This is a genomic window from Amycolatopsis sp. cmx-4-54 (assembly GCF_046548895.1).
In the GTDB taxonomy this organism is placed as follows: Bacteria; Actinomycetota; Actinomycetes; order Mycobacteriales; family Pseudonocardiaceae; genus Amycolatopsis.
Window position 1 is genome coordinate 195383 of sequence record NZ_JAEBEJ010000013.1, and the last position, 24012, is coordinate 219394.

Sequence of the window (24012 nt, forward strand, 5' to 3'; positions counted from 1 at the left end):
AAAAGTCCTCAAGAATCGTTTGCGCATCTGGCGATATGGGCGGCAACCTGAGCGTGTCAGGAATTGTTGAGAGGCAAGGGAAATGAAAGTCCATTTTCGCAACGTCTGTGGAGGCAAGATGAGTGGACGGCCCGGTGGAGCGAAGGCCTCTTTGTCTGGTCCTGCAGGTAGGAGGAGTGCTTGCTGCCTTGTCGACCACCTCTTCCTTGTCCCACGACAACTTGCGGGAGAGCGGAAGACGCTCAAAGTATGTCCAATGTAGACAGACCTCACAACTCCCGCAAAAGATACCGTTGCAACTTCCCGCTCGCATTGCGCGGCAACGCCTCGATGAACCGCACACGCCGCGGATACTTGTACGGCGCCGCGGTCGCCTTGGCGTGGTCCTGCAGCGCCCGCACCAGATCCGCCCCCGGCTCGATACCGGGCCGGGGGACGACGAACGCCGTCACGACCGAGCCGCGGTCGGGATCCGGGGTGCCGATCACGGCGCATTCGTCGACGTCCGGATGGGTGAGCAGGACCTCCTCGACCTCGGGGGCGGCGATGTTGTACCCCGACGAGATGATCATGTCGTCGCTGCGCGCGACGAACCGGAAATAGCCGTCGGCGTCACGGACGTAGGTGTCGCCGGTGAAGTTCCAGCCGCCGCGGACGTAGTCGCGCTGGCGCGGGTCTTCGAGGTAGCGGCAACCGGTGGGCCCTCGCACCGCGAGGAAGCCGGGGGTGCCGTCGGGAACGGGTGATCCGTCGACATCGAGGACGGCCGCCCGGTAGCCGGGCACGACCTTGCCGGTGGCGCCGGGACGCGCGTCGCCGTCGGCGGCGGAGATGAACACGTGCAGCATTTCGGTGCTGCCGAGCCCGTCGATGAGCGGCCGTCCGACGGTCTCCCGGTACTGCTCGGCCACGGGAGCGGGAAGCGACTCGCCCGCCGAGATGGCCCGGCGTACTCCGGCCAGCAACTGGCTCTCGCCGGCGTTCAGGATCGCCCGGTACGCGGTCGGGGCGGTGAAGAGGACGGTGACGTTCTTGTCGGCGACGATGGCGGCGAGTTCCGCCGGGGTGGCGCGCTCGACGAGCAATGTCGCCGCGCCCGCGCGCAGCGGGAAGACCAGCAGGCCGCCGAGGCCGAAGGTGAAGGCCAAGGGTGGCGTACCGCAGAAGAGATCGTCGGACGTCGGGCGCACCACGTGGCGGGAGAACGTGTCGGCGATCGCGAGCAGGTCGCGATGAAAATGCATTGTCGCCTTCGGTGATCCCGTCGTCCCGGAGGTGAAAGCCAGCAGGGCGACGTCGTCGGCCGCGGTCGGGACGTCGGCGAACGTCGCCGGATACCGTTCCGCGCGATCGGCGAGTTCGGTTCCGTAGGACACCACGGGAAGATCGGGCGGGAGTTCGTCCAGCAGGCGCTCGTCGCAGACCGCGACCGCGGGCTTCGCGCGGCCGACGATCTTGTCGAGTTCGGCCCGCCGCAGCATCGGCATGGTCGTGACGGCCACCGCGCCCGCCTTGAGCACGGCCAGCCACGCCATCGCGAGCCACAGGGTGTTGGTGCCCCGCAACAGCACGCGATGGCCGGGCACCACGCCGAAATCGGTGACCAGGACGTGGGCGACGCGGTTCGCGCGGGCCAGGACTTCGCCGTATGTCCACGTTTCGGCGGGGGAGAGCAGGCACGGCCTGTCGTGGCCGAGCCGCGCGGCGGTGTCGTCGAGCAGCGCGGTCGCGGCGTTCAGTCTGTCGGGGTACCGAAGTTCCGGCAGGTCGAACACGAACTCCGGCCACTGGTCGGCGGGCGGCAGCCGATCGCGGCAGAACGGGTCGACGTGCGCGCTGGGAGAAAGCCTCATCGTCGCCGCTCCTCGGTCCGGACGTGCCCCCTCCGCGAAGGTAGCACTTGTTACGACCGTCGAGAAGACGCGATGAAGCTCAGGGGACGAGGTCGGCCACGGCCCGGTGCAAAGTGGCGCGAACGGTCTCGGCGTCGTCGAGGTTCCCGCCGTGAAGCGCGCCGTCGCGGAGGAGGACGAGGGTGCGGGCGGCGTGCTCGGGGTCGGCATGACCTGCGTCGCGTGCCAGATCGCGAAGCACGCCGAGGAACCAGCCCCGGTGGTCGTCGATGACCTGGCGCACCTGGTGCGTGGGATCGGGGTATTCGGCCGCGGCGTTGAGGAACTGGCAGCCGCGGAAGTCGTCGTCGAGCGTCCGGTTGCCGACGATGCCCAGCGCGGCGCGCAGTGCTTCGCGCGCGGGCTTCCCTTGCGTCACCGCGTCGACGCCCGCGCGGATCCGCTCGCTCGTGATGCTCAGGTAGGCGGCGACGAGGTCGTCCTTGGTGGGGTAGTGGCGGTAGAACGTCGCCCTGGTCACGGCCGCTTCGGAGACCAGGCGCTCCACGCCGACGGCATGGATGCCCTCGGCGTAGAAGAGTCGCGACGCTGTCTCGAGCAGCCGGATCTTCGGGTGGACCTCCCGGTCGACAGTCGGCATCTTCCAACCTTAGAGAAAGAACGGTCATTCCACTAGGCCGGCTTCGTCACGTTGCGGAAGCCCTCGCCGAGGAGCATCGTTCAGGCAGAAAGACCGATCGTTCTCCCTGATCCTGAAGGAGTCACCATGCGCAACCAGAAGCCCACCATCGTCCTGGTCCACGGTGCTTTCGCCGACTCGTCCAGCTGGAACGGCGTCGTCCCGAAGCTGCGTGAGCAGGGCTACGGCGTCCTGGCCGCTTCGAACCCGCTGCGTGGCATCGAGTCCGACGCGGACTACGTCGCCGACGTCGTCAACGGCGTGGACGGCCCCGTCGTGCTGGCCGGGCATTCCTATGGCGGCGTGGTGATCAGCCGCGCGGCCGCCGCCGCGCCGAACGTCAAGGCGCTCGTCTACATCGCCGCGTTCCAGCCGGAGGCGGGGGAGAGCGTGTTCGAGCTGTCCGGCCGGTTCGAAGGCGGCAAGCTCGGCCCGGACACCACGAACGTCCTGGCCGCGCAGGGCGAGTTGTCGATCAAACCCGAGAACTTCTCGGACGTGTTCGCGGCCGACGTCCGCGCGGAGATCGCCGACGTTATGGCGGTCACCCAGCGTCCGGTCACCGAGCGCGCGCTCGCCACGCCGTTCGACGGCGAGCCGGCGTGGAAGACCTTGCCCTCGTGGGCGCTGATCGCCGAGCAGGACCACGCGATCCCCGCCGCGGCGCAGGCGTTCATGGCCGAGCGTGCCGGCTCGGAGATCACCAGGGTCGAGGCTTCGCACGCTGTTTCGGTCTCGCGGCCGGATGTCGTCGCGGAGGTCGTCCTCGCGGCGGCGGCCAAGATCGCTTGACAGGTGAAACCCTCCCCGGAGAGACTGCTAAAACGTTTTGGCAGTCTCTCTGGGGAGAATCACGTGAAGGTCTTGGTGCTCGATTCGAGCCCGCGTCGTGAAGGCAACTCCTGGGCGCTCGCGCAGGCGCTGGCCAAGGGGGCGGAGGAAGCGGGGCACACGGTGGGCTTCGTCCGCCTGTCCGATTTCGTCGAATCGCCGCTGGGGGACTGTCGAGACTGCCGGTTGAGCGACCGGTCCTGCGGTATCGACGACGGCTACGAGCGTTTGCTGTTCGACCACGTGCTCCCGGCGGACGTGATCGTCTACGCGACACCGTTGCATTGGTACGGCATGACCGGACGGCTCAAGTCCTTCTTCGACCGGCTTTTCTGTTACACCTCCGGCAGTTCGCCGCACACCTCGGAGGTCGTGCCGGGGTTGATGCACAAACGCGCCGCGGTGCTGATCTCCTGCGAGGAGAGCTACCGCGGTGCGACGCTCGGCCTGGAGGCCCAGTTCCAGGAGCTCACCCGATATCTGCGTCAGGAGCTCGCCGGGATCGTGGTCGGCGTCGGCAACAGCCGGGGCGAGGTGGAGCGCGATCCCGCGCGGCCGCTGGAGGCGGCGGCGGACCTCGGCCGTAGGCTGGGCGACGCCCACGTCACCGACTATCGGCTGGACACCGACCGGCCGAACCGCGTTTGGGGACCGCCCATGGAGGCCTGAGTGTCGCCGACCATCCGTGACGTCGCCGCCGCCGCGGGGGTTTCGATCACCACCGTTTCCCATGTGCTCAGCGGGCAAGGCCGGATTTCCGAGGAGACCCGGCAGCGCGTCGCGAGGGCGGCCGCCGAACTCGGTTACCAGGCCAGCGTGCACGCGCAGCAGCTGGTCACCCGGCGCAGCCGCACCTTGGCGATCCAGCTCGCGAACTCGGTCGACGCGAGCAGCGACTGCGCGCTCGTGCCCAATTCGGACTACTTCCTCGAGGTCCTCAACGGCGCGGCCGAGGCCGCGTCGAAACGTTCGTACGCCCTGCTCCTGACCCCGATGGACGCGGACCTCGACCGGCTGAACGCCTTCTCCGTCGACGGTGCGATCCTGGTGGATCCCCGCGGAGACGAGCCGTTCTTCGCGACCGGCTGGTGTCAGGACCGGCCGTTGGTGACCGTCGGGCGTCCGATGGCGGCGCCGCGCCCGGTGCCGGTCGTCGTCGACAACGATCTGGTCGCGGCCGCCCGGCTGATGCTGGATCACCTGGCGGACAACGGTTACGAGCGGCCGTCGATGATCGCCACCGACACCGCCCGCTCCTACGCGGCCGATCTGGTCGCGGGGTACACCGGCTGGATGGAGGACCGGGACCTGGAGGCGGTGGTGGTCGAGATCGACGAGCCGCCCACCACCGAAGGCACCGCGGCGGCACTGGGCAGGCTCCTCGACCGGAGGGTATGCCCGGACGCCGTCTTCACGACGTCGGAGAACCTCGCCCTCGGTGTCCTTCACGAAGCCCGCCGCCGGCGGCTCGAGGTACCCGGCGTGCTCGGGATCTGCAGTGCGGTGGACAGCGGTTCGCTCCGGCTCGTTTCGCCGCAGGTGACCGGGATGTTCGTGCATCCGCGTGAGGTGGGCGGCCGGGCGGCCACGGCGTTGATGGATCTCGTCGAGGGTGTGGCCGCGGATCAGCCGCACCGGATCGAGGTTCCGGTGCGGCTGAACCCGCGGGAATCCACGAGCCGGTTCACCAGCTGACGGGCAGTTCCCGCACCGTGTAGAAGACCGCGTTCTCGTCGAACCTCAGTTCTTCCGGTGGTACGGCGAGTTTCAGCGTCGGTATACGCCGGAAGAGCGTGCCGTACCCGACCTGGAGCTCCATCCGCGCCAGCGGAGCACCGAGGCAGACGTGCCTGCCGTGGCCGAAAGCGACGTGATGGCGGGCCTTGCGCCGGACGTCGACGGTGTCGGGGTCCGGAAAGGCCACCGGATCCCGGTTGGCCGTGCTCTTGACCGCGATGATGCCCTCGCCGGCGCGGATGAGCGTGCCGCCGATCTCCAGGTCCTCCAGCGCGACGCGACGTGCTTCGGTGTGGGTGATGGACAAGTAGCGCAGGAGTTCCTCCACCGCGCCGGGGGCGTCGGCGCGGACAAGGTCGAGCTGGTCCGGGTTCGCCAAGAGCGCGGCCGTGCCCAGCGCGATCATGCTCGCGGTGGTGTCGTGTCCGGCCACCAGCAGGAGCTGGCCCATCGTGGCGATCTCGCGCGGGGTCATCGCGCCGGTCCGGAACCGCTCGACGGTCAGGGTGCTGAGCAGATCCTCGCCGGGCGCCGCGTTCTTACGGGCCACCAGCTCTTCCAGATAGGCGTTCAGCTCCTCACTGGCGGCCAGGGCCCGGCCGGGATCGGACTCGCCCATGACGAGGGTGCGGGCCACCTCCCGGAAGAAACCTCGATCGGCGTAGGGCACGCCGAGCAGTTCGCAGATCACCTGCGTGGGGACCGGCAACGCGAACGCCGTCACCAGATCCACCGGCTTGGGGCCGTCGAGCATCTCGTCGACGAGGTCGTCGACGATCCGCTGAACCCGTGGTCGCAGTGCCGCCATCTTCTCGATCGTGAACTCCGGGGTCAGCAACCGCCGCTGGGCGGTGTGCTCCGGCGCGTCCATCTGCATCAGCGTCTTCATCGTCGTGTCCCGGGCCTTGCTCACCGCGTTGGTGTGCGGAAAGCCGGGACAGGTGGCATCGACACCGACCCGCGGATCGGCCAAGACCGTCCGCACGTCCTCGTACCGGGTGATCAGCCACGGTGTGCCGCCATCCCAGAGCCTTACCCGGGAGACCGGGTCCTGGCCGGCCTGCCGTACCAGGTCCGGTGCGGGGTCGAAGGGGCAGTCCGCCGCGCGTGTCATGGGGAATCGCCGGTCTTCCACGTTTCTCCTTGCTGTCGAGTGCATCGCGCTCGCAGCATGCCGGTGCGGAGAGACCCGGTAATCGGACAAAACAGACGTGAATTGCGTCACATTCTTCGCTCAGGAGCTCCGGCACGTGGCGACCGGCGCGATCCCGCCGTCGTCCTCGGTGGTCGCGATGAACCCGAAGGTGGTCGTCCCGCCGACGGGCAGGACCGCGTTCCAGTCCACTTCGGACACTCGTACGCGGTCTCCGTCCTGCGCCAGGGAACCGTTCCACAGATTGGCGATTCGGGTGCCCGGCGGCAGAGTCCAACTGACCTCCCAGCCGGTGAGCCGGCTGTCCTTGGCGTTTCGGACGGACACGCGGATCTCCGAGCCGCCGGGCCAGCGGTTGGCGATCTCGTACCGCGCTTCGCACACCGGTTCCGCGGCCGAAGGCACCGGCGCCGCCACCGGTGCGGCGGCGCCGGGCGGATCGCCGTCAAGCAGCAGGATCCCGGTCAGGACACCACCCGCCACGACCACGCCGCCCGCGATGGCGAACGGCAGCCGCGAACGACGGGTGGGCGCGGGAAGCCGTTCGGTACCGGACAGGATCGCCGGGCGACCGTCGGCGACGGCGGCGAGCATCCGCGCGGTCTCGCCCATGTCCGGCCGCTCCAGCGGATCGCGCCGGAGCAGCCGCAGCAGGACTTCGGTGAGCGGACCGGTGGACTTCGGCGCGGTGATCTCACCGCGGGCGACCCGTTTGAGGAGCGCGATCTGGTTGCCGTCGGTGCCGAATGGCGGCGCGCCCTCCAGCACGGTGTAGAGCGTGGAGCCGAGCGAGAACACGTCCGACGGGTAGCCGGGTTCCTCACCGTCGGCGACCTCGGGGGAGAGGTACGCCGGGGTACCGACGACGAGACCGTCGCCGGTCATCGTCCCTTCGCCCGTGACGTGGGACAGGCCGAAGTCGGCGATCTTCGCTTGGCCGTCTTCGGTGATCAGGATGTTGTTGGGGGTGACGTCGCGGTGCAGGATGCCGTCTTCGTGGGCGGCGGCCAGCGCCGAGGCGATCTGCGCGCCGAGTTCCGCGACGCGTCCCGCGGGCTGCGGTCCGTCGTCCGCGAGGAGTTCTGTCAGCGGCCGCGACGGCAGGAACTCCATGATCAGGTAAGGGGTTCCGTCCTGTTCCACGACGTCGTAGACGGTGACGGCGTGCGGATGCTTCAGCCGCGCGGCGACTCGGGCCTCCCGCATCGCGCGCACGATCGACCGGAACGGTGCGTCGCCCGGCGAAGTGTCCGGCAGCAGTTGCTTGACCGCGACCGTGCGGTCGAGCCGCTCGTCCCGCGCCTGCCACACCACGCCCATCGAGCCCCGGCCGACCTTGTGCTCCAGCCGGTAACGACCGGCGATGATGGCGTTCCGGTTCACCGGGCAACTGTATCCGCTAAGGAAGCCCGGCCTCCTCGACCGGCGAACCGGCCGTCGAGAGCCAGGCTTCGGCGAGCAGCCGGTGGCCCAGCGGGCTGGGGTGGACGCCGTCCGGGGCCAGCGTCGCCGCCCCGTGCTCAGCCGCCGCGCGCGGCATGAACAGGTCCGCGCGCACCAGCCGCGCGCCGAACTCGGTCGCCACGTCGATCGCCGCTTCGACGCGGGGCGCCAGATCGCCGATCCATTCCTGCTGTTCCGGTTCCACCGGCAACAGGAAGGGCGTGACCACGTACAACTCGGCCGGGAGGTGCTCCCGCGCGCTCGCCAGCAGCCGGGAGTAGGCCGCACGGAACTTCCCGATCGGGCTCGACAGGCCGCGGTCGAAGGTCCGCCAGGTGTCGTTGATGCCGATCTTCACCGTCAGCACCGTGGGGCGCGCCGCGAGGACGTCGGTGGCCCAACGGGCTTCGAGGTCGTAGATCCGGTTTCCGTTGACGCCCCGGTTGATCACCGCCGGCCCGTCGCCGAGGAGGTCCGCGATCTGCCGGACGTAACCCTTGCCCAGTGACGCGGGATCGGCGCGATCGCGGCTGGAGTCGGTGATGGAGTCGCCGGCGAAGAGCAGCCTGTCGGCTTCGGTGAACCTCACGCGCCCGCCTCGATCAGCTTCCGCAGCGAGTCGGCCTCGCCGGGGAGCAGGTCCGGATCGTTGCCCGGGACGAACTCCAGCAGCGCGTCGAGCGGCCGTCCGGCCTTGGCGAGCAGGCCGAACGCCCGCGTCCACAGGTCCGCCCGGAAGGTCAGCGGATGCCGCTCGTTGCTGGGCCACCACGAGAAGACGTGCACCGCGCGCACGTGGCCGAGCACCAGTTCCAGTCCGGCCAGCGCCTGGTCGTCCGGCAGGTCCTGCGGCGGTTGCCAGTAGGTGCCGAGATTGTCGCGGCCGACCTCTTCGAGCAGCCGGACGGTCGATTCCGCGGTGTCGGTCAGGGTCCCGCCGTGGAACTCCAACGCGACCTCCAGACCGTGTTCGTTCGCGACGTCGGCGGCCTCGCGGAGACCGGCGACGACCTGCTCGCGTTCGTCGGGGTCGACGTCCGCGGAGCCCGCTTTGCCCGCCCACACCCGGATCCGCGAGGCACCGAGCCGGACCGCGGTGGCGGCGATCTCGCCGAATTTCCCGGCTTCGGCCGGGGTGGCGCGGAAGTAGGAACCGTAGGAGTCGCAGGTCAGTCCGTGCCGCGCCATGGCCTCGAACGCGCGCTCGGCCGCCCAGTCGTCGCCGGGGCGCACATGGACGTCGGCGCCCCACTCGATCACTCGCAGGCCCGCCTTTTCGGCGCGGCTGGCGACTTCGTCGGCGTCCAGTCGGCGCAGCGTCACCGAACACAGTCCCGGGCGGATCATTTTCCCTCCAGCGGTCGAGTACTTTCGCGCAGCACGACCTCACCGGTGATCGGCTTGACCCGGGGAACGGCCGCGCGGTCGTCGAGGATGAAGTCGAGTGCCTGTTCGCCCATGCGCTCGATCGGCACGCGCACAGTCGACAGGGAAGGCCTTATGTCGCGCAAGGTGATAATGTCGTCGAAGCCCGCGATCGCGATCTGCGCGGGGACCTGCAGCCCGCGGTCGCGGCAGGCGGCCATCGCGCCGACGGCCATCACGTCGTTGACCGCGAAAACGCAACCGCGGAAGCCGTCCTCGATCGCCCGCACCATCGCCGCGTAGCCGCCGTCGCGGGTGAATTCCGCGCGCAGCACGTGGTTCTCGGACAGCGGGATACCGTGCCGGGCGAGTCCGTCACGGAAGCCGAGGACGCGATCCCGCGACGTCAGCAGACCGGGTGGCCCGGCGAGCACGAGGAAGTCCCGGTGCCCGAGCGCGGCGAGGTTCTCCGCCAGATCCGCCGCTCCGGCGCGGTTCTCCAGCATGACGGTGTCGAACGGCAGTCTCCGCTGGCCGATCACCACGACCTGACCGTCGGCGGCCTCGAACGCCTTGAGTTCCTTGGTCAGATTCCGTTGCAGGGAACTGTCTTCGTTACGCGAACCGGCGAGGATGACCGCTCGCGCCCGTTGCCCGCGCAACGTGGTGACGTACTCGAGTTCCTTCTCCGGATGGTTCTCGGTGCTGGCGATGGTGACCGTCAACCCGTGACGCGCGGCCACGCGCATGACGCCGGACGCGATCGAGGAGAAGTACGGGTCGACGATGTCGTGCACCAGCAGCCCGACGACGTTGCCGCGCCCGCGGGCCATGGCCTGCGCGGGTACGTTCGCCGTGTACTGGAGCCGTTCCGCGGCCCGCAGCACCGATTCGCGCAGCGTCACGCTGACCTGTCTGGTCCCGCCGTTGAGCGCCCTCGACGCCGTCGCGAGCGACACTCCGGCCTCGCGGGCGACGTCGGCCAGGGTGGCCGAACCCGCGGCGCGCTGCGCCATGGTTACCTCCTCGGTGGTGCGGTGGGCTCACGCCGGCGTGGGCTGACACCGGCGTGAGCCCGGCTCTGATGCCGACCGCCTGGCTACGGCGCGCCGGGGCCGACGTCCGCGGTGGTGAGCGGCCGGTTGGCGATGGCGGCCGTCGAGTACTCGTCGGCGCCGACGTCACGCCGGCTGCCGCGAGCCTGACCGTCGATGTCCAGCGTGACGGGTGCGCCCGCCCGGGTCGCCGCGTCGATCGCGGGGCTGCCCGCGGCGAGCCGCGAGACGCCGTCGCTGCCCTGCACGAGCTTCGGGTCGACCCGGCGGAAGGTGCCCGCCGGGATGTTGCCGTTCCCGCCCGAACCCCACAGGATGTTGCCCGACCACGTGAAGTTGCCCGTGGTGCTCATCGTGACCAGGTCGCCGTTGCCGCCGACGAAGATGTTGTCGGAGATCGTGCAGTCGCGCGGTTCGATCGTCCGTTTGGTCTCGCCGGAAAGCGTGCCGCTGTTGTTCAGCAGCGTGTTGTGCGCGATGAGCACGCGGTCCGCCGCGTCGTTGCCGCGCCGTGATTCCTTCGATTCACCCGGGAAGTGGTCACGGACGGAGCCGCTGCCGACGACCAGCGCGCTGCCGGACACTCCGGCGATGTAGTTGTTGAGGATCTTGTGGTCGTTGCCGTAGATCCGGATGCCTTCCTTGCCGCCGAGGATGAAGTTCGATTCGACGACGGACTTGTTCCCGTGGCGCAGCACGATGCCGCCGAGGCTGTTCCGGATGGTGTTGTTGCGGATGAAGTTGCCCGACGACTTGACCGAGATCGCCTCCGGGTCGCCGTTCGCGCGTTCGAACAGGTTGAACTCGATCTTGGCGCCGGCGGTGGTCAGCGCCCGCGGGCTGACGCCGAGCCGGATCGGCTCCCCGCCGTTGTCACCGGGGAAGGTGTGGTCGGAGAAGTAGTTCCGGAAGACCTCGACGTCCGCGGCCATCTTGTCTTCGCCCGCACCCTCGATGCAGAGCATGACGCCGAGGGTCGTCTTGTGGTGGAAGTGGTTGCGGTCGATCTTGCTGTTGTCGGCGCGGACCATCACCCAGTGCAGGTCGGGGAGGTCGGCGAACTGGAGATCGTTGCGGGTCAGCCGGATTCGCGAGCAATTCGCCGGGATTTCCAGCGTGGTGCTCTGGCGGAACTTGAACCCGCTGATCGTGACGCCGGTGGAGTCATCGAAGACGAAGCTCTGCTCGCCGTTCAGCGTCACGCCGCCACGGGACTGCGCGACGATCGTGATCGGCTGGTCCTTCGTGCCGCGCCTGCCCTTGATGCTGATCGGCTTGCCCGTGGGCACGGTGTAGGTGCCGTTGTTCACGGTGATGACCGCACCGGGGCCCGCCTGGTTGATCGCGTTCTGCAGTTCGGTCAGCGAACTGACGTTCAGGGCGCACAGTTTCTTCGGTTTGGCCGACGCCGTGCCCGCGGTGACCCAGGGGACGGTGATCAGCGCGGCGCCGAGGGTGGCGCCGCTGAGGAACCTTCTGCGATCCATGATGCCTCCGTGCTCAATCGGTGGGGAGGGTGGCGGCGGCGGGGCTTTCGGTGCTCAGGAACAGTTCGATCACCGGAACCGGGGTGTCCGGTTTCCGGATGGGGAGCTTGAGGGTGAGCGTGCCTTCCGGCTGCCCGCCCATCTGGGTGTTCTGCGCGGTCTGGCCGGGATCCGTGTGCACCTGCCGGATCTCCGAGGCGTCGTCGAGCAGCTGGGCGTAGCGCACCCGTCCGGCCAATCCGGGCAGGTGGACGTGGTTCATCGGCCAGCTGAACAGGTGCAGGTACAGCCGGTCGCCGCGCTGGGTGTAGCGACCGTCGGCGGGCGCGGTGAACTCGGCGGGCCCGCAGCCGCGGATGGAGCGTTCGTGCCGGTCCATCCAGCGGCCGAGTTCGGCGAGCACCTCGAGCGCCCGCGGGTCGATCTCGCCCCGGCCGTTCGGCCCGACGTTGAGCAGCAGGTTGCCGTCCTTGGACACGCCGTCGACCAGCATCCGGATGAGCAGTTCCGGGCTCTTGTAGTCGAGGTTGTCGCGGTCGTAACCCCAGCTGCCGTTCAGCGTCTGGCACGCCTCCCACACCACCGGGACGCCGTCGCGGGTCATCGGGCCGGACGGCTGGTACTGCTCCGGGGTGATGAAGTCCCCCGGGATCCCGGTGCGGTCGTTGACGAGGATGCCGGGCTGGAGTTCCCGGACCAGCGCGAGCAGGCCGGGGGAGTCCCAGTCGTCCGGTCCCTTGCCGCCCCACCATTCCTTGCGGCCCTTGTACGAGAAGTCGAAGAACAGGTAGTCGATCGTGCCGAAACGGGTGAGCAGTTCGCGCACCTGGCCATGGAGATAGAGCTGGTACTCGGCGATGTCGGCGTACTGGTGCGCCGCGATGTATTCGGCGTCGTCACGGCGGGGATGGGTGCCGTCGACGGGGAACGCGGGGTGATGCCAGTCGATCAGCGAGTGATAGAAGCCGACTTTCAAACCCTCTTCGCGGCAGGCGTCGACGAACGGGCCGAGCAGATCCTTGCCATACGGCGTGTTCGTCACCTTGAAGTCGGTGAGTTCGCTGTCCCACAGGCAGAAACCGTCGTGGTGCTTGGTGGTGAGCACGACGTAGGTCATGCCCGCGGCCTTCGCGGCGCGCGCCCAGGACCGGGGGTCGTACTTGTCCGGTTCGAAGTGGTCGAAGTAGACCCGGTACTGCTCGTCGGTCAGCTTTTCGCGGTTCTGCACCCATTCGTGCCGGGCGGCCAGGGAATACAGTCCCCAGTGGACGAACATCCCGAACCGGTCGTGGGTGAACCAGGCGGTGGAACTCACTTCGCTCCTTGTTTTCTTTGGTGACTCAGCCCTTGAGCGCGCCCGAGGCGAGGCCGCGGACGAACGAACGCTGGAAGAACAGGAACGCGGCGACCGACGGGAGCAGCGCCAGCAGCGACGCGGCCATGATCACGCCGGGCGTGACGTTCGTGTCGATCCGCAGTGTCCGCAGGGCCAGCGGCAGGGTGTAGGTCGAAGCGTCGGTCGACACCAGCAACGGCAGCAGGTACTGGTCCCAGATCATCGTGAAGCCGAAGACGCCGATCACGCCGAGCGCGGGCTTGCACATCGGGAGGATGATCTGCGCGAAGATCCGCAGGTCGCCCGCCCCGTCGATCCGTGCGGCCTCTTCGAGTTCGCGGGGGACGTCCTTCATGAACTCGGTCATCACCAGGATCGAGAAGGCCCACGCGCCCAGCGGCACGATCATCCCGGCGAGGCTGCCGATCAGGTTGAAGTGCACCAGCGGCAGATCCGAGAGGATCAGCGACAGCGGGATCGCGAGGATCTCCTCCGGCAGCATCAGCGTCGCCAGGATCGCGACCAGCACGAAGGTCATGAACCGGAACTTCTTGCGCGCCAACGCGTAACCGGCCAGCACCGAGACGATGACCTGTAGCAGCAGGCCGAAGCCGACCACCAGGAACGAGTTGAGCAGGTACATCCCGACGCCGAGGTCGAACGCGATGCCGAAGTTGTCCAAGGTCGGGCTCGACGGGACGACGCTCAGCGCCGTCGGATCGGAGACGTTGTTGAACGCGCTGACCAGCAGCGCCAGCAGCGGCCCGGCGAACACCAGGAGCAACAGGGTGTACAGGACGAACTTCAGGATCCGTCCGCCCGGCGACTTGACGGCGTCGAGGCCGAGTGCCGAATCGTTGGCCGCGGTCATGCGTCTCGCCTCCGTCGGAGCACCTGGACGAACAGCGTCAGCACGAGCGTCGCGAGGAACAGCAGGACCGCACCCGCCGCGCCGACGCCCAGCCGGTTCTGTTCCAGGCCGAGTTTGTAGATCAGGGTCATCGCGACTTCGGTCGAGCCGTTCGGCCCGCCGTTGGTCAGTAGGAACACCTCGGTGAACACCCGCAGACCGCGGATCGCCGCGAGGACGAACAGGATCGAGAACACCGACCGCAGGCCCGGCAGCGTCACGTGGAGGATCTTGCGCCAGCGGGAGGCACCGTCCACAGTGGCCGCTTCGTAGAGGCCTCTGTCGATTCCAGCCAGTCCGGCGAGGAAGATCATCATGTCGTACGGGGCGCCGCGCCAGATCCCGGTGATGATGACCGAGAGCATCGAGCTGTCGGGATCGTTGATGAAGCCCGACGGGCCCATCCCGACCAGGCCGAGGATGGAGTTCAGCATCCCGTCCTCGGTTGGGTGGTACATGATGCGCCAGAGTTCGGCGACCACCGCGATCGGCACGACCACCGGCAGGAACGCCGCCGACCGCAGGAACTTCAGCCGCTTGCTCTGGCCCTCCATCAGCAGGGCGAGGGCGAGGCCGATGATCATCGATCCCGCGGTCTGCCCGACCGCGATCACGACGGTGTGCCAGATCGCGGAGTGGAACGCCTCGTCACCGAGGACGGTGCTGTAGTTCTGCCCGCCGACCCACGTGTTGCCCAGGTACGGCTGGACGTCCTGGAAGGACATCGTCACCGCGGTGAACATCGGGATGAACTTGAAGTACACGAACAGGATCAGGGCGGGGGCCAGGAACAGCCACGGCGTCCACCATTTCCCGTCGCGGTCGCTGCGCCTGCGGGCCTTCGGCGCGGGCGTCCGCTTGACGGCGGGACGGTCCGCGCCGACGGCCGCCGGCTTGGCGTGATCTACGGTCATGAGGCGCTGATCCCCTGTTGCTGCAACGTCGCGGTGAGCTTGGTGTCGAGTTTGGACAGTTCCGCCTTGAGGTCCAGCTTGCAGTCGGCGACGAGCGCGCTGATCGTGTCGGCGGTGTCCTGGCGGACCGGCGTCCAGTTCGGGATGGACGGCGCGTAGTGGCCGGACTTGGTGTAGATGTCGGCGTAGGTCTTCCAGCGCGGGTCGGAGCGGACCTGGGTGATGTCGACGTTCTTGTTCACCGGAAGCTGGACGATGAAGGCCGATTCGCCCTCCATGCCGATCTTCTGGCCCTCGACCGAGATCGCGAAGTCACCGAAGGCGTCCTGCCCGGCCTGGTTCGGCGAACCGGCCATCATGTAGATCGACAGGCCCTCGGCAAGGACGTCGGCGTTCTTGGCGCCCTTCGGCATCGGGACGACCTCGTACTTGTCCTTGCCGAGCGACTTGTCGAATCGCGGCAGCAGGTACGGGCCGACGACGTACATCCCGGCCTTGCCCGCTTCGAAGGTCTCGTTGGTCGCCGGGGTCGGCATGGTGACCGAACCGGGCTGGATGACGTTGTCCTTGCAGCCGAGGTCGCGGAACCACTGCACCGCGGCCGCGGATTCGGGCGTGCTCATCGCGGGCTTGTACTTGCCACCACCGGTCTCGGAGATGAAGTCGCCGCCGGCGGCCCAGAGGAAGTTCGAGAAGTACCAGGAGGCGTAGCCCCGCTTGGTCGACAGCGTCGCGTTCAGGCCCGCGGTGTCGGCCTTGCCGTTGCCGTCGGGGTCGCCGGTGGTGAAGGCCTTGGCGAGGTCCGCCAGCTCGGCCCAGCTCTGCGGGACGCTCTTGCCGAGCTTCTCGCGCCAGTCCTTGCGGATGAGCAGCGCCGAGGCCTGCGCGCTGTAGGGCAGGCCGTACAGTTTGCCGTCTGCGGTCTGGTTCGACTTCAGCGCCTGCTCGGTGAGCTCCGAGCTGTGCTTGATCTTGCCCGGGTCGACCTCGCGGACCAGGCCCTGACTCTTCAGCGTGCCCAGCTGCGTGACGTCGTTCATCACGATGTCCGGCAGGTCGCGCTGGGCGGCGCGCTGGGCCAGCTTCGTCTCGAAGTCGTCGAAGATCGCGGTGACCTGCACCTTGAACCCCGTGGCCTTCTCGAAGGCTTCCGCGAGCCGTTTGGTGGCCTGCTCGCCGGCGCCGCCGGGGGTCGTCCGAGTCCACAGTTCCAAGGGTGCCTTGGTGTCCTGCGCGACGTTCGTTCCGGCGGGGCCTGCCGAGCAGCCCGAAAGGACCAGCGCTGAGACAGTGAGTCCCACGCCGATCCACCGCGATTTCCGCATCGCATCTCCTGTTCACTGTGGACCACGCTGTCTACTTCGCAGGGGGACGGTAAGCGCTTTCCCGGGGTCCGGTCAATGGTCCGATGATTACGAATTTCAATCGGCACGGTTTGCCTGTGCGCGGGACTCGCCGCCCGTGGACCGGGGTAAGCATCCGATGTATGGTCGCCGCGGAGGTAGGAATGACCGAGCTGCGACACCGGCCGACGGCACTTCTCGTGATGGAGGAACGCCGCCGCGACGACGTTTACCCCGAGGCGGTGCTGAAGGAGATCGAAACGCTGGTGGACCCGCGTGAGCCGCTCACCCGTGAGCGGCTGGCGGAGGACCCGGCGGCACTGCATGGCGTCGAAATCCTGCTGTCCGGCTGGGGTGCCCCGGTGCTGGACTCCGTCCTCTTGGGACACGCGCGGGACCTGCGGGCCGTGCTTGTCGCCGCCGGCTCGGTCCGGCCGCTGACCACGCCCGAGTTCTGGGCGCGCGAGCTGCCGATCGTGTCGGCCGCGGCCGCGAACGCCGTCCCGGTCGCCGAGTTCACCCTTGCCCAGGTCCTTTTAGGACTGAAGCAGGTGCACCGGATCTCCCGGGAGATCCGGGAGCGGCGGGCCTATCCGCCGGACCCGAGGGTCGCGGGCGCCTACCGGTCCCGGGTCGGGCTGCTCGGCCTCGGCGAGATCGGTGCTCTCGTCGCGTCGCATTTGCGCGGTTTCGACGTGGAGGTGCTCGCGAGCGACCCCGTCGTCGACCCGGCGACGGCCGACGGCCTCGGGGTGCGGCTGGTGGGCCTGGACGAACTGTTCGCCACGTGTCCCGTGGTCAGCCTGCACGCGCCGCTGCTGCCGGAGACCGAAGGGCTGGTCGACGGGGAGCTGGTGGCCAGGATGGGTATCGGCGCGACCTTGATCAACACCGCTCGGGGCGCCGTCGTCGACGAGCCGTCGGTGATCCCGGTGTTGCGCGACCGACCGGACCTCACGGCGATCCTCGACGTCACCTGGCCCGAGCCGCCCGAGCCGGACTCGCCGCTGTACACGTTGCCGAACGTGGTGCTCACCCCGCATCTGGCGGGCGCGCTGGGCGCCGAACGCGCTCGGATGGGTGAACTGGTCGCGCGAGAGCTCCGGCGGTTCGTGCTCGGGGAGCCGCTTCAGCACGCTGTCGCGCCGGACCGGGCTCATCTGCGGGCGTGATTCTCGCTGTTCGAGAGAGCGGTCTGCGTGCTTGGGATGATTTCGGTATCCGGTCGCCGTGCTGCTCGCCTGCTGGGACGCGTCCGGCGGCTGGTCGTCGAGGACACTCCGCTTTCGGCTCACGCGCCCCTCGAGCCGCTGCCGTTCGACTGGCGGCTGATCATGGCCGAAATTCCGGCCTGTGGGACCGGCTCGCCGCGATTACCGACTCTGCTGGTCGGCGGACGTCACCCGTGAGTCGCTGGAGCGGGTGTTCGGGCTGCCGCCTGGTGACCATCGAAGAGGCGGGGTATCGGGTGCGCAGCACCAAACCGGAGGAGATCGCGGCGGTGGCGGGGGAGTTCCTCGGTCCGGTGTAGCCGTGGCTACGGGTGATCTACGGCCTGATCTCGCGAAGTGGGCTGTATAACGTCTCGGTGGTTCATGCCGCCGAGCGGCGACAGGCCCGGTGCGGTCGTCGCCGCCAAATGGCGACGGATGGGGAACCGGGCTCAGTCCGCCACGGTCGCATGGTCTGTTGCCGCGAAACGGCGACGCTTTGGAGCGTTGCCGCGAAACGGTGACGCTCTGGAGCTGGCGAAGTTTTGGGATCTGGATCGAGTCGGGTCGGCTGTGGGTCGTTGCCGAGAAACGGCGGCGGTCCCAGTGGGAGTTGGAGGCCATGGTCGTCTTCGACGGGTATGGCGACACATCGATGAGCTGCGGCTTGTTGTCGTGAATCGGCGACGGGTAGTGGGGGCGGCTACGCGACATGGTCACCGGTGGATTGTCGCCAGGAATCGGCGACGCTGGGCGGCGGTGTGGGATGCGGTTGCTCCGCGGTACGGCCGGTGGCTCGTTGTCGAGAATCGGCGACGGGCCGGGTGGCCCACGTCCCGTTGCCGTGAATCGGTGACGCGTCGGGTAGTGGTGCGGCTATGCGACATGGCGCCTGGCGGATTGTCGCCGGAAATTGGCGACGCTGGGCGGCGGTGTGGGATGCGGTTGCTCCGCGGTACGGCCGGTGGCTCGTTGCCGTGAATCGGCGACGGGCCGGGTGGCCCACGTCCCGTTGCCGTGAAACGGCGACGCGTCGCGTAGTGGGGCGGCTATGCGACATGGTCACCAGGGGATTGTCGCCGGGAATCGGCGACCCCGGGCGGTGGTGCGGATGCAGCTCTTCCGCCGTACGGCCGATGGCTCGTTGCCGCGAATCGGCGACGAGCTGGATGACCTGCGGCTTGTTGCCGTGAAACGGCGACGCGCGTCGGTTAGCTGGGCGGTTACGCGACATGGTCACTGACGGATTGTCACCGGGAATCGACGACGCCGGGCGGTGGCGCGGGATGCGACTCCTCCGCCGTACGGCCGAAGGCCGTTGCCGTGAAACGGCGACGAGCGGGATGACCCACGGCCCGTTGCCGCGAATCGGCGACGGGCGATGGGTGACGACTAGCGGCGGGAACCGGGGCGGCAACGCGACCCGGTCACCAGCGGATTGCCGCCGGAAATCGGCAACCAACCAACGCCATACAGCCCTCCACAACACACCCCCAGCCCGTTGCCGCAAAACGGCAACAGCCAAGCCACCCCAGTGGTCAGGTCACCAGTTCCGCACCGTGGGCGCGTATCCCGCCGGCTTGTCCCCGACCTTCACCCCGGGGCTGATCACCCAGTTCTGGTACGCGGGCGTGAACATCCGGTACACCGACTCCGGCGGCACGGCGCTGGCCTCGTCGAGGAGCGCCCGCAGGTCGGGAGGCAGGGTGAAGTCCAGCGCGGCCATGCTCTTGCCCAGCTGATCGGCGCTGCTCGCGCCGACGATCGCGGCCGCGACGCCCGGCTGGGTCGCGACCCAGTTGATCGCGACCTGGGCCATCGTGACGCCGAGTTCGGTCGCGACCTTCGCCAGCGGCTTCAGCAGCGCCCAGTCGCGGTCGGTCCATGACTTCCCGGCGTTCCCCGGATCGCTCAGCCTGCCGTCGCCGGACGGAGCCTCGCCGGTCTGGCGGTACTTGCCGGTGAGAAAACCACCCGCCAACGGGCTCCACGCGGTGATGCCGAGCCCGAGATGCTGTCCCATCGGCACGTGTTCGGTCTCGATCGTCCGTTCCACGAGCGAGTAGGGCAGCTGGAGATTGACGGCCGGGGTGAGCGCGTTCGCCTCGGCGAAGCTCTGCGCGCGGGCGGCGTACCAGGCGGGTACGTCGGAGAGCCCGGCGTAGCGGATCTTTCCCGCGCGCACCAGGTCGTCGAACGTGCGCATCACCTCTTCCGCCGGGGTGACACGGTCCCAGGTGTGCAGCAGGAAGAGGTCGACGTGGTCGGTGCCCAGCCGCCGCAACGACGCTTCCAGCGCCCGGATCAGATGCTTGCGCCCGTTGCCGCCCGCATTCGGGTCGCCGGGGTCGACGCTGTTGGTGTACTTGGTGGTGAGCACGACCCGGTCGCGCACCTTCGCCTCGGCGATGAGACGGCCGAGGATGGTCTCGCTCTCACCCGCGGTGTAGAAGTCCGCGGTGTCGATGAAGTTCCCGCCCGCCTCCAGGTACTTGCGGAAGATCGGGCGGACCTCGTCCTCGGATTTCCCGTACGCGGCGTGGAAGCCGCCGGTACCGAAGTTCATCGTGCCGAGCGCGATCCGGCTGACGCGCAGTCCGGAGCGGCCGAGCAGGTAGTACTGATCCAGTGTCATGGAAACGTCTCCTCAGTGGTGTCCGGTGTGGGCGGGAACTACGAAGTTCACCGTCTTCTGGTCAAGGATCTTGTGCGTCGGGTCGGCGAGACCGATCCACACCTTGTGCGGTCCCGCGGGCAGTGACTGGATGATCAGCGGCTCGCCGCTGCCGTCCGCCCAGTGCCACGCCGCGTCGTCGACGGTCACGTGGACATGGCCGATGCGGGGCGAGACGTCCAGGGCGGCGGGGCCGTACACCGGGACGATCCGGAGGTTTTCCGCCCGGTACCGCAGCACGATCAGGCCCATCGCGAGCTGCTCGGGCAACGGCGCGTCCACGACCAGCGACGGCGGCGGCTGGGACGGCAGCGGCACCACGGGAGCGGGTGACCAGTCGGCGGCGGCCGCGGCAGGGGGAGCGGCCACCGGCGGAGCGGGCGAGGGAGCACTGCAGGCGGCGGTGAGCAGAACGGCGGCGGCGAGAGCGGCATTTCCCAGTGCGGGCATGAATTCACGCTAGGACGGCCGAAGGTGCCGCGGCGCCCGTCGGACGACGTCATCGGTGTACGTCACCGTGACACTTTCCGGTGATCACCCAGTGAACCGGCCGGATCCGGGGAAGACTCGAATCACCGCCCTGGCGGCCGCGGTGCCCAACAGCCCGAACCAGTCCTACGCACGCCGGTGAGCTGCCTCGAGACCGACGCAGAGCCCGCAACGCACCTTCGGCGTCGGTCTCGACCGCATCCAGCGCTGAATCCGGTCAGGTGCCGAGCCAGCCGGGATTGGCGGCCGCCCATTCGGGAAGCCGATGCCGGATCGCGGCCGGCTCGGTGATCGCGTGCATCAGTCCACTTCGGACAGCGGGTACGTCGATGGACGATCCGTCCCGCCACAGCAGGAGATGCCGCGTCCTCAGCGGCACACCCCGCAACGCCACCACCGGGCCTGGGATCGTGGAGCCGGAATCGAGGGAGCGGACGGGCGTCACCGCGCGGGGCTCGTGCCCGACGGTTTGCCGCGACATCGCCGGGTCCAGCTTCCGCACGGTGATCGCGCCGAGGCCGGCGCGGGCGCACTGGTCGGTCAGGTGAGCGTGGAACTCGTCGTCCTCGCCCGAAGTCGTCAGCCAGACCGAGCCGTCGAGTTCGGCCAGGGAAACCTCGCCGCGTCCGGCGACGGGATGGCCGGGGGACACGACCACGAGGACCGGCTCCGTGCCGACGGGTAGCAGGTGGACGCCTTCGGGCGGAACGATCTCGTGGCCGGGGTGATCCACGTACAGCGCCAATTCCACCGTGCCGTCGAGCAGCGCCGAGAACAACTCCGCCCGGCTGGTGACCGCGAGCAGCTCGACCGGACGGCCGGGGGTCACCGCGGCGACCACGCCGCTCAGCGTCTCGGCCAAGACGGTCGGGAGCGCGCCGATCCGGAGCAGTTCCTCGGAAGGTGCGCTGTGGAACCGGCGGATCGCCAGTTCGAGGTCGTCCGCCGCGGCCAGTACCCGGCGCGCGTGATTCAGCAGCACCTCGCCCAGCGCGGTGGGGCGCAGGCCGTGCCGGTCGCGTTCGAACACCGTCCATTCCAAAGCCCGCTCGACGCGGTGGAGCTGCCCGCTCAACGCGGGCTGGGAGAGCCCGAGCGCGGTCGCGGCCTTCGCGATGCTGCCCGCCGACGCGATCGCGTCGAGGAGGCGCAGATGCCGGACGTCGATCTCCGCCGGCCAGGTGTGGCCGTCCCCGGGACCGATCAGGGGGCTGATCACAGGTCGTCCTCGCTGAGGATCGTGCGGAGTTTGTGCAGGGCGCGATGCTGGGCGACCCGGACGAGGCCGGGGCTCACCCGCAGGACCGCGCCCGCCTCGGGCGCCGTCATGCCGACCGTGATCCGCAGCCGGAGGATCTCCTGCTGGATACCGGGCAGGGTGCTCATCAGCCGCGTCAACCGGTCGTGCCCGTCGGCGGCCAGCGCCTGGCGCTCGGGTTCGTTGGGTTCGGGTGTCGCGCGTTCGGGCGGATCGGGCGTGGGTTCCGATCGGTCCCGGGCTCGCCTCCGGAAGGCAGCGGCGACCTTCCGGGCGGCGATCCCCAGTACGACGGCGAGGAAGGAACCGCCGGTGGTCCGCGTGGTGGGCAGTGCGGTGAGCACGGCGAGGCAGGTCTCCTGCGCGACGTCGTCCGCGGCGATCTCCCGCGCGTCCGTTCCGTCCATCCGGCTCCGGCAGTAGTCCGCGACCACCGGCTGGACGATGTTCATCAGCTCGTTCGTCGCGGCGGGGTCGCCGCGGCGGGCGCGGGGGACGAGGGATTCGAGATCCGCCGTCGGCGCGTCGTCGTCAAGGGGAGGAGCCGCCCCCGGCGAAGTGAGGTCGCCGGGGGCGGTCCAGGTCAGGCGAGTTCCCAAAGCGCGGGCACGTTCGGCGGCTCCCAGCCGGGCATGGAGGTGTGCGGCTGGATGACCCGGTAGTTGCTGCCGCCGTAGCTGGCGGTCGCGCCGGAGCCGTAGTACGTGTACGGCGCCCAGGTGCCGCCCGGCGGGTTTGACGTGGTCGGGCTGGTCGGGGTGGTGGGCGTGGTCGGCGTCGTCGGCGTCGTGGTGGTGCTGGACGGCGGGTTGCCGTTGACCGTCAGACGCAGGTTGTAGACGCTCAGGATCTCCGAGATCGGCTGGAAGTAGATGGTGCCGCCGGAGGTGCAGTTGCCGGAGCCACCGGAGGTGACGCCCTGCGCCTGGTCGCCGGTGAGCCACGAACCGCCGGAGTCACCGGGCTCGGCGCAGGCGTTGGTCCGGGTCAGGCCGGTGATGGTGCCCTCGGGGTAGGTGACCGAGGTGTTCTTCTGCAGGATGGTGCCGCAGCGCCAGCCGGTGGTGGAGCCGGAGCGGCACACCGACGAGTTGACCGGGGCCTCGGTCGAACCGGCGACCGGCACGGTGCCGGGGTAGCGGTTCACCAGCGGGCGCGGGGTGTTGCCCGCGTCGGCACGGACCCAGGCGTAGTCGTTGCCGGGGAAGCTGGAGCCGGCGACGGATCCGCTGGGGTTCGAGGTGCGCGTGCCGGTCCTGCCGCAGTGCCCGGCGGTCACGAAGCCGCCGTCGACCGCGAAACCGATGGAGCAGCGGCCCGAGCCGAAGGTGTAGGCGTTACCGCCGATGATGTCGATCAGCGCACGCGGCTGCTCGGTGCTGGCCTCGACCCGGACCAGGTCGGAGGGCACACCGGACTCGGCAGCCCACGACTTCGCGGCGCCATCGCCACCGGCGTTGGCGAGTACGACGATCGAGTTGGTGGTGACGTCGGTGAACCAGCCCGGCACGGTCTTCGGTGCCTTGGCGGACGTGGCGTCGAGCCGCAGTTTCGCCGCGTCGAGATCGGCGGCACTGCGGGCGACCGTCTTCGGGGTGGCACCCGCGGCACGCACCAGATCGCCCACGGCGGCGTCGGTGACCGCCACGGTCAGCGTGGTCCCGGTGCCGTCCAGCCACGATCCGGCGTACGACGTGCCGAGTTGCTTCTTCAGCGTGGTGTCGGCGACCGCGGCGCGCTGTTCGCTCGCGAGCCGGAGTTTGGCCTGCTCCGGGCTGATCTTCAGGTCGCGGGCCATCGCGGCCAGCATTTCGGACTGGGACTGGTCACCGGCGGTGGCCTGCTGACCGGCGCTCGCGTTGGGGGTGAGGGCGATGGCCGTGACCAGACCGGCCCCGGTTATCGCCGCGGCTGTGGCGGCTAAGATCTTTCTGTTCATTTCGACGCTTTCCTCGAAACGGGCGGGGGAGGGGGATTCGTCCCCGACCGTACGAGGCGGATCACGCAACTGGTACATACCATTTGGGTCATACCACCCGGCTGGAACGTGGGGTGATATGGCGGTGTTCCGTGCTGATCCGGCAGGCGCTTTCGTTGCGGTGCAACGGTTCAGTCGCCGCCGGCAAAAAGGTGGCACCGGCTCGTGATTCGGTGTCCCGTGTCGTCAATACCGTACTTTTGAGGGGTATGGCAAAGGGGACGCCGGAACTTCTCACAGTGTGGGGAGGTGCCCGGCCGGCGGTGCCGCCGCCGGAAGTCCTAACCGGACGGTTT

The 24012-nt window shown here is 68.9% G+C and carries 22 protein-coding genes; 5 read left to right on the forward strand and 17 right to left on the reverse strand.

The window, feature by feature from the left end; genetic code table 11:
• Positions 1 to 269: 269 nt before the first annotated feature.
• Entirely contained in the window at positions 270 to 1853 is a 1584-nt protein-coding gene (locus tag ACLJQ7_RS35065; protein ID WP_410652458.1) for an AMP-binding protein, read from the reverse strand.
• 79 nt (positions 1854 to 1932) lie between these two features.
• Positions 1933 to 2493 carry a TetR/AcrR family transcriptional regulator gene (locus ACLJQ7_RS35070; RefSeq protein ID WP_410652459.1) on the reverse strand — a complete coding sequence of 187 codons (561 nt, stop codon included), beginning with the start codon at positions 2491 to 2493 and terminating at the stop codon, positions 1933 to 1935.
• 126 nt (positions 2494 to 2619) lie between these two features.
• Here ACLJQ7_RS35070 and ACLJQ7_RS35075 point away from each other — a divergent pair, with 126 nt between their 5' ends.
• From ACLJQ7_RS35075 to ACLJQ7_RS35085, 3 genes are all read left to right on the forward strand, one after another.
• Complete coding sequence (locus ACLJQ7_RS35075) at positions 2620 to 3324, forward strand: alpha/beta fold hydrolase (RefSeq protein ID WP_410652460.1); 705 nt, start codon at positions 2620 to 2622, stop codon at positions 3322 to 3324.
• A 63-nt stretch (positions 3325 to 3387) separates the two neighbouring features.
• The gene (locus tag ACLJQ7_RS35080) at positions 3388 to 4032 is read left to right on the forward strand and encodes a flavodoxin family protein (protein ID WP_410652461.1); all 645 of its coding nucleotides are present in this window, start codon (positions 3388 to 3390) and stop codon (positions 4030 to 4032) included.
• On the forward strand, positions 4033 to 5058 hold the full coding sequence (locus ACLJQ7_RS35085) for a LacI family DNA-binding transcriptional regulator (RefSeq protein ID WP_410652462.1): 1026 nt from the start codon (positions 4033 to 4035) through the stop codon (positions 5056 to 5058).
• Here the strand turns inward: ACLJQ7_RS35085 and ACLJQ7_RS35090 are convergent.
• From ACLJQ7_RS35090 to ACLJQ7_RS35135, 10 genes are all read right to left on the reverse strand, one after another.
• Positions 5048 to 6214 (reverse strand): cytochrome P450, encoded by a 1167-nt coding sequence (locus ACLJQ7_RS35090; RefSeq protein WP_410652491.1) that lies wholly within the window; start codon positions 6212 to 6214, stop codon positions 5048 to 5050. The genes ACLJQ7_RS35085 and ACLJQ7_RS35090 overlap by 11 nt on opposite strands.
• Positions 6215 to 6334: 120 nt before the next feature.
• Positions 6335 to 7636 carry a serine/threonine-protein kinase gene (locus tag ACLJQ7_RS35095; protein WP_410652463.1) on the reverse strand — a complete coding sequence of 434 codons (1302 nt, stop codon included), beginning with the start codon at positions 7634 to 7636 and terminating at the stop codon, positions 6335 to 6337.
• Positions 7637 to 7652: 16 nt separating this feature from the next.
• Positions 7653 to 8285 carry an SGNH/GDSL hydrolase family protein gene (locus ACLJQ7_RS35100; RefSeq protein ID WP_410652464.1) on the reverse strand — a complete coding sequence of 211 codons (633 nt, stop codon included), beginning with the start codon at positions 8283 to 8285 and terminating at the stop codon, positions 7653 to 7655.
• Positions 8282 to 9043, reverse strand: a complete 762-nt coding sequence (locus tag ACLJQ7_RS35105) for a sugar phosphate isomerase/epimerase family protein (protein ID WP_410652465.1) — start codon at positions 9041 to 9043, stop codon at positions 8282 to 8284. The genes ACLJQ7_RS35100 and ACLJQ7_RS35105 overlap by 4 nt, the downstream gene beginning before the upstream one ends.
• Positions 9040 to 10077, reverse strand: a complete 1038-nt coding sequence (locus tag ACLJQ7_RS35110) for a LacI family DNA-binding transcriptional regulator (RefSeq protein ID WP_410652466.1) — start codon at positions 10075 to 10077, stop codon at positions 9040 to 9042. The genes ACLJQ7_RS35105 and ACLJQ7_RS35110 overlap by 4 nt, the downstream gene beginning before the upstream one ends.
• Before the next feature lie 83 nt (positions 10078 to 10160).
• Positions 10161 to 11603: a chondroitinase-B domain-containing protein gene (locus ACLJQ7_RS35115; RefSeq protein WP_410652467.1), complete on the reverse strand. Its 1443-nt coding sequence runs from the start codon at positions 11601 to 11603 to the stop codon at positions 10161 to 10163.
• A gap of 13 nt (positions 11604 to 11616) precedes the next feature.
• Positions 11617 to 12918 (reverse strand): alpha-L-fucosidase, encoded by a 1302-nt coding sequence (locus ACLJQ7_RS35120; RefSeq protein WP_410652468.1) that lies wholly within the window; start codon positions 12916 to 12918, stop codon positions 11617 to 11619.
• A gap of 25 nt (positions 12919 to 12943) precedes the next feature.
• Positions 12944 to 13810, reverse strand: coding sequence for a carbohydrate ABC transporter permease (locus ACLJQ7_RS35125; RefSeq protein WP_125784541.1), 867 nt, complete (start codon positions 13808 to 13810; stop codon positions 12944 to 12946).
• Positions 13807 to 14763 carry a carbohydrate ABC transporter permease gene (locus ACLJQ7_RS35130; RefSeq protein WP_410652469.1) on the reverse strand — a complete coding sequence of 319 codons (957 nt, stop codon included), beginning with the start codon at positions 14761 to 14763 and terminating at the stop codon, positions 13807 to 13809. The genes ACLJQ7_RS35125 and ACLJQ7_RS35130 overlap by 4 nt, the downstream gene beginning before the upstream one ends.
• Complete coding sequence (locus ACLJQ7_RS35135) at positions 14760 to 16088, reverse strand: extracellular solute-binding protein (RefSeq protein WP_410652470.1); 1329 nt, start codon at positions 16086 to 16088, stop codon at positions 14760 to 14762. The genes ACLJQ7_RS35130 and ACLJQ7_RS35135 overlap by 4 nt, the downstream gene beginning before the upstream one ends.
• 182 nt (positions 16089 to 16270) lie before the next feature.
• Between ACLJQ7_RS35135 and ACLJQ7_RS35140 the strand changes: the two genes are divergently transcribed.
• Both ACLJQ7_RS35140 and ACLJQ7_RS35145 read left to right on the forward strand, forming a co-directional pair.
• Positions 16271 to 17278: a hydroxyacid dehydrogenase gene (locus tag ACLJQ7_RS35140; protein ID WP_410652471.1), complete on the forward strand. Its 1008-nt coding sequence runs from the start codon at positions 16271 to 16273 to the stop codon at positions 17276 to 17278.
• A 36-nt stretch (positions 17279 to 17314) separates the two neighbouring features.
• Positions 17315 to 17515 (forward strand): hypothetical protein, encoded by a 201-nt coding sequence (locus ACLJQ7_RS35145; RefSeq protein ID WP_410652472.1) that lies wholly within the window; start codon positions 17315 to 17317, stop codon positions 17513 to 17515.
• 1345 nt (positions 17516 to 18860) lie between these two features.
• Here the strand turns inward: ACLJQ7_RS35145 and ACLJQ7_RS35150 are convergent.
• The 5 genes from ACLJQ7_RS35150 to ACLJQ7_RS35170 all read right to left on the reverse strand — a co-directional run bounded on the left by ACLJQ7_RS35150 (position 18861) and on the right by ACLJQ7_RS35170 (position 23677).
• Entirely contained in the window at positions 18861 to 19952 is a 1092-nt protein-coding gene (locus tag ACLJQ7_RS35150; RefSeq protein ID WP_410652473.1) for an aldo/keto reductase, read from the reverse strand.
• Positions 19953 to 19964: 12 nt separating this feature from the next.
• Positions 19965 to 20441, reverse strand: a complete 477-nt coding sequence (locus ACLJQ7_RS35155; protein ID WP_410652474.1) for a DUF6130 family protein — start codon at positions 20439 to 20441, stop codon at positions 19965 to 19967.
• 256 nt (positions 20442 to 20697) lie between these two features.
• On the reverse strand, positions 20698 to 21699 hold the full coding sequence (locus ACLJQ7_RS35160) for a LysR family transcriptional regulator (protein WP_410652475.1): 1002 nt from the start codon (positions 21697 to 21699) through the stop codon (positions 20698 to 20700).
• Positions 21696 to 22337, reverse strand: a complete 642-nt coding sequence (locus ACLJQ7_RS35165; RefSeq protein WP_410652476.1) for a sigma-70 family RNA polymerase sigma factor — start codon at positions 22335 to 22337, stop codon at positions 21696 to 21698. The genes ACLJQ7_RS35160 and ACLJQ7_RS35165 overlap by 4 nt, the downstream gene beginning before the upstream one ends.
• The gene (locus tag ACLJQ7_RS35170; RefSeq protein WP_410652477.1) at positions 22322 to 23677 is read right to left on the reverse strand and encodes an alpha-lytic protease prodomain-containing protein; all 1356 of its coding nucleotides are present in this window, start codon (positions 23675 to 23677) and stop codon (positions 22322 to 22324) included. Before ACLJQ7_RS35170 ends, ACLJQ7_RS35165 begins: the two co-directional genes overlap by 16 nt.
• Positions 23678 to 24012: the final 335 nt, after the last annotated feature.

Bases quoted from the DNA above. Each gene is read 5' to 3' on its own strand.
- ACLJQ7_RS35065 (WP_410652458.1), bottom strand. From the start codon at position 1,853: ATGAGGCTTTCTCCCAGCGCGCACGTCGACCCGTTCTGCCGCGATCGG.
- ACLJQ7_RS35070 (WP_410652459.1), bottom strand. From the start codon at position 2,493: ATGCCGACTGTCGACCGGGAGGTCCACCCGAAGATCCGGCTGCTCGAG.
- ACLJQ7_RS35075 (WP_410652460.1), top strand. From the start codon at position 2,620: ATGCGCAACCAGAAGCCCACCATCGTCCTGGTCCACGGTGCTTTCGCC.
- ACLJQ7_RS35090 (WP_410652491.1), bottom strand. From the start codon at position 6,214: ATGACACGCGCGGCGGACTGCCCCTTCGACCCCGCACCGGACCTGGTA.
- ACLJQ7_RS35105 (WP_410652465.1), bottom strand. From the start codon at position 9,043: ATGATCCGCCCGGGACTGTGTTCGGTGACGCTGCGCCGACTGGACGCC.
- ACLJQ7_RS35110 (WP_410652466.1), bottom strand. From the start codon at position 10,077: ATGGCGCAGCGCGCCGCGGGTTCGGCCACCCTGGCCGACGTCGCCCGC.
- ACLJQ7_RS35115 (WP_410652467.1), bottom strand. From the start codon at position 11,603: ATGGATCGCAGAAGGTTCCTCAGCGGCGCCACCCTCGGCGCCGCGCTG.
- ACLJQ7_RS35125 (WP_125784541.1), bottom strand. From the start codon at position 13,810: ATGACCGCGGCCAACGATTCGGCACTCGGCCTCGACGCCGTCAAGTCG.
- ACLJQ7_RS35130 (WP_410652469.1), bottom strand. From the start codon at position 14,763: ATGACCGTAGATCACGCCAAGCCGGCGGCCGTCGGCGCGGACCGTCCC.
- ACLJQ7_RS35135 (WP_410652470.1), bottom strand. From the start codon at position 16,088: ATGCGGAAATCGCGGTGGATCGGCGTGGGACTCACTGTCTCAGCGCTG.
- ACLJQ7_RS35140 (WP_410652471.1), top strand. From the start codon at position 16,271: ATGACCGAGCTGCGACACCGGCCGACGGCACTTCTCGTGATGGAGGAA.
- ACLJQ7_RS35145 (WP_410652472.1), top strand. From the start codon at position 17,315: ATGATTTCGGTATCCGGTCGCCGTGCTGCTCGCCTGCTGGGACGCGTC.
- ACLJQ7_RS35150 (WP_410652473.1), bottom strand. From the start codon at position 19,952: ATGACACTGGATCAGTACTACCTGCTCGGCCGCTCCGGACTGCGCGTC.
- ACLJQ7_RS35155 (WP_410652474.1), bottom strand. From the start codon at position 20,441: ATGCCCGCACTGGGAAATGCCGCTCTCGCCGCCGCCGTTCTGCTCACC.
- ACLJQ7_RS35170 (WP_410652477.1), bottom strand. From the start codon at position 23,677: ATGAACAGAAAGATCTTAGCCGCCACAGCCGCGGCGATAACCGGGGCC.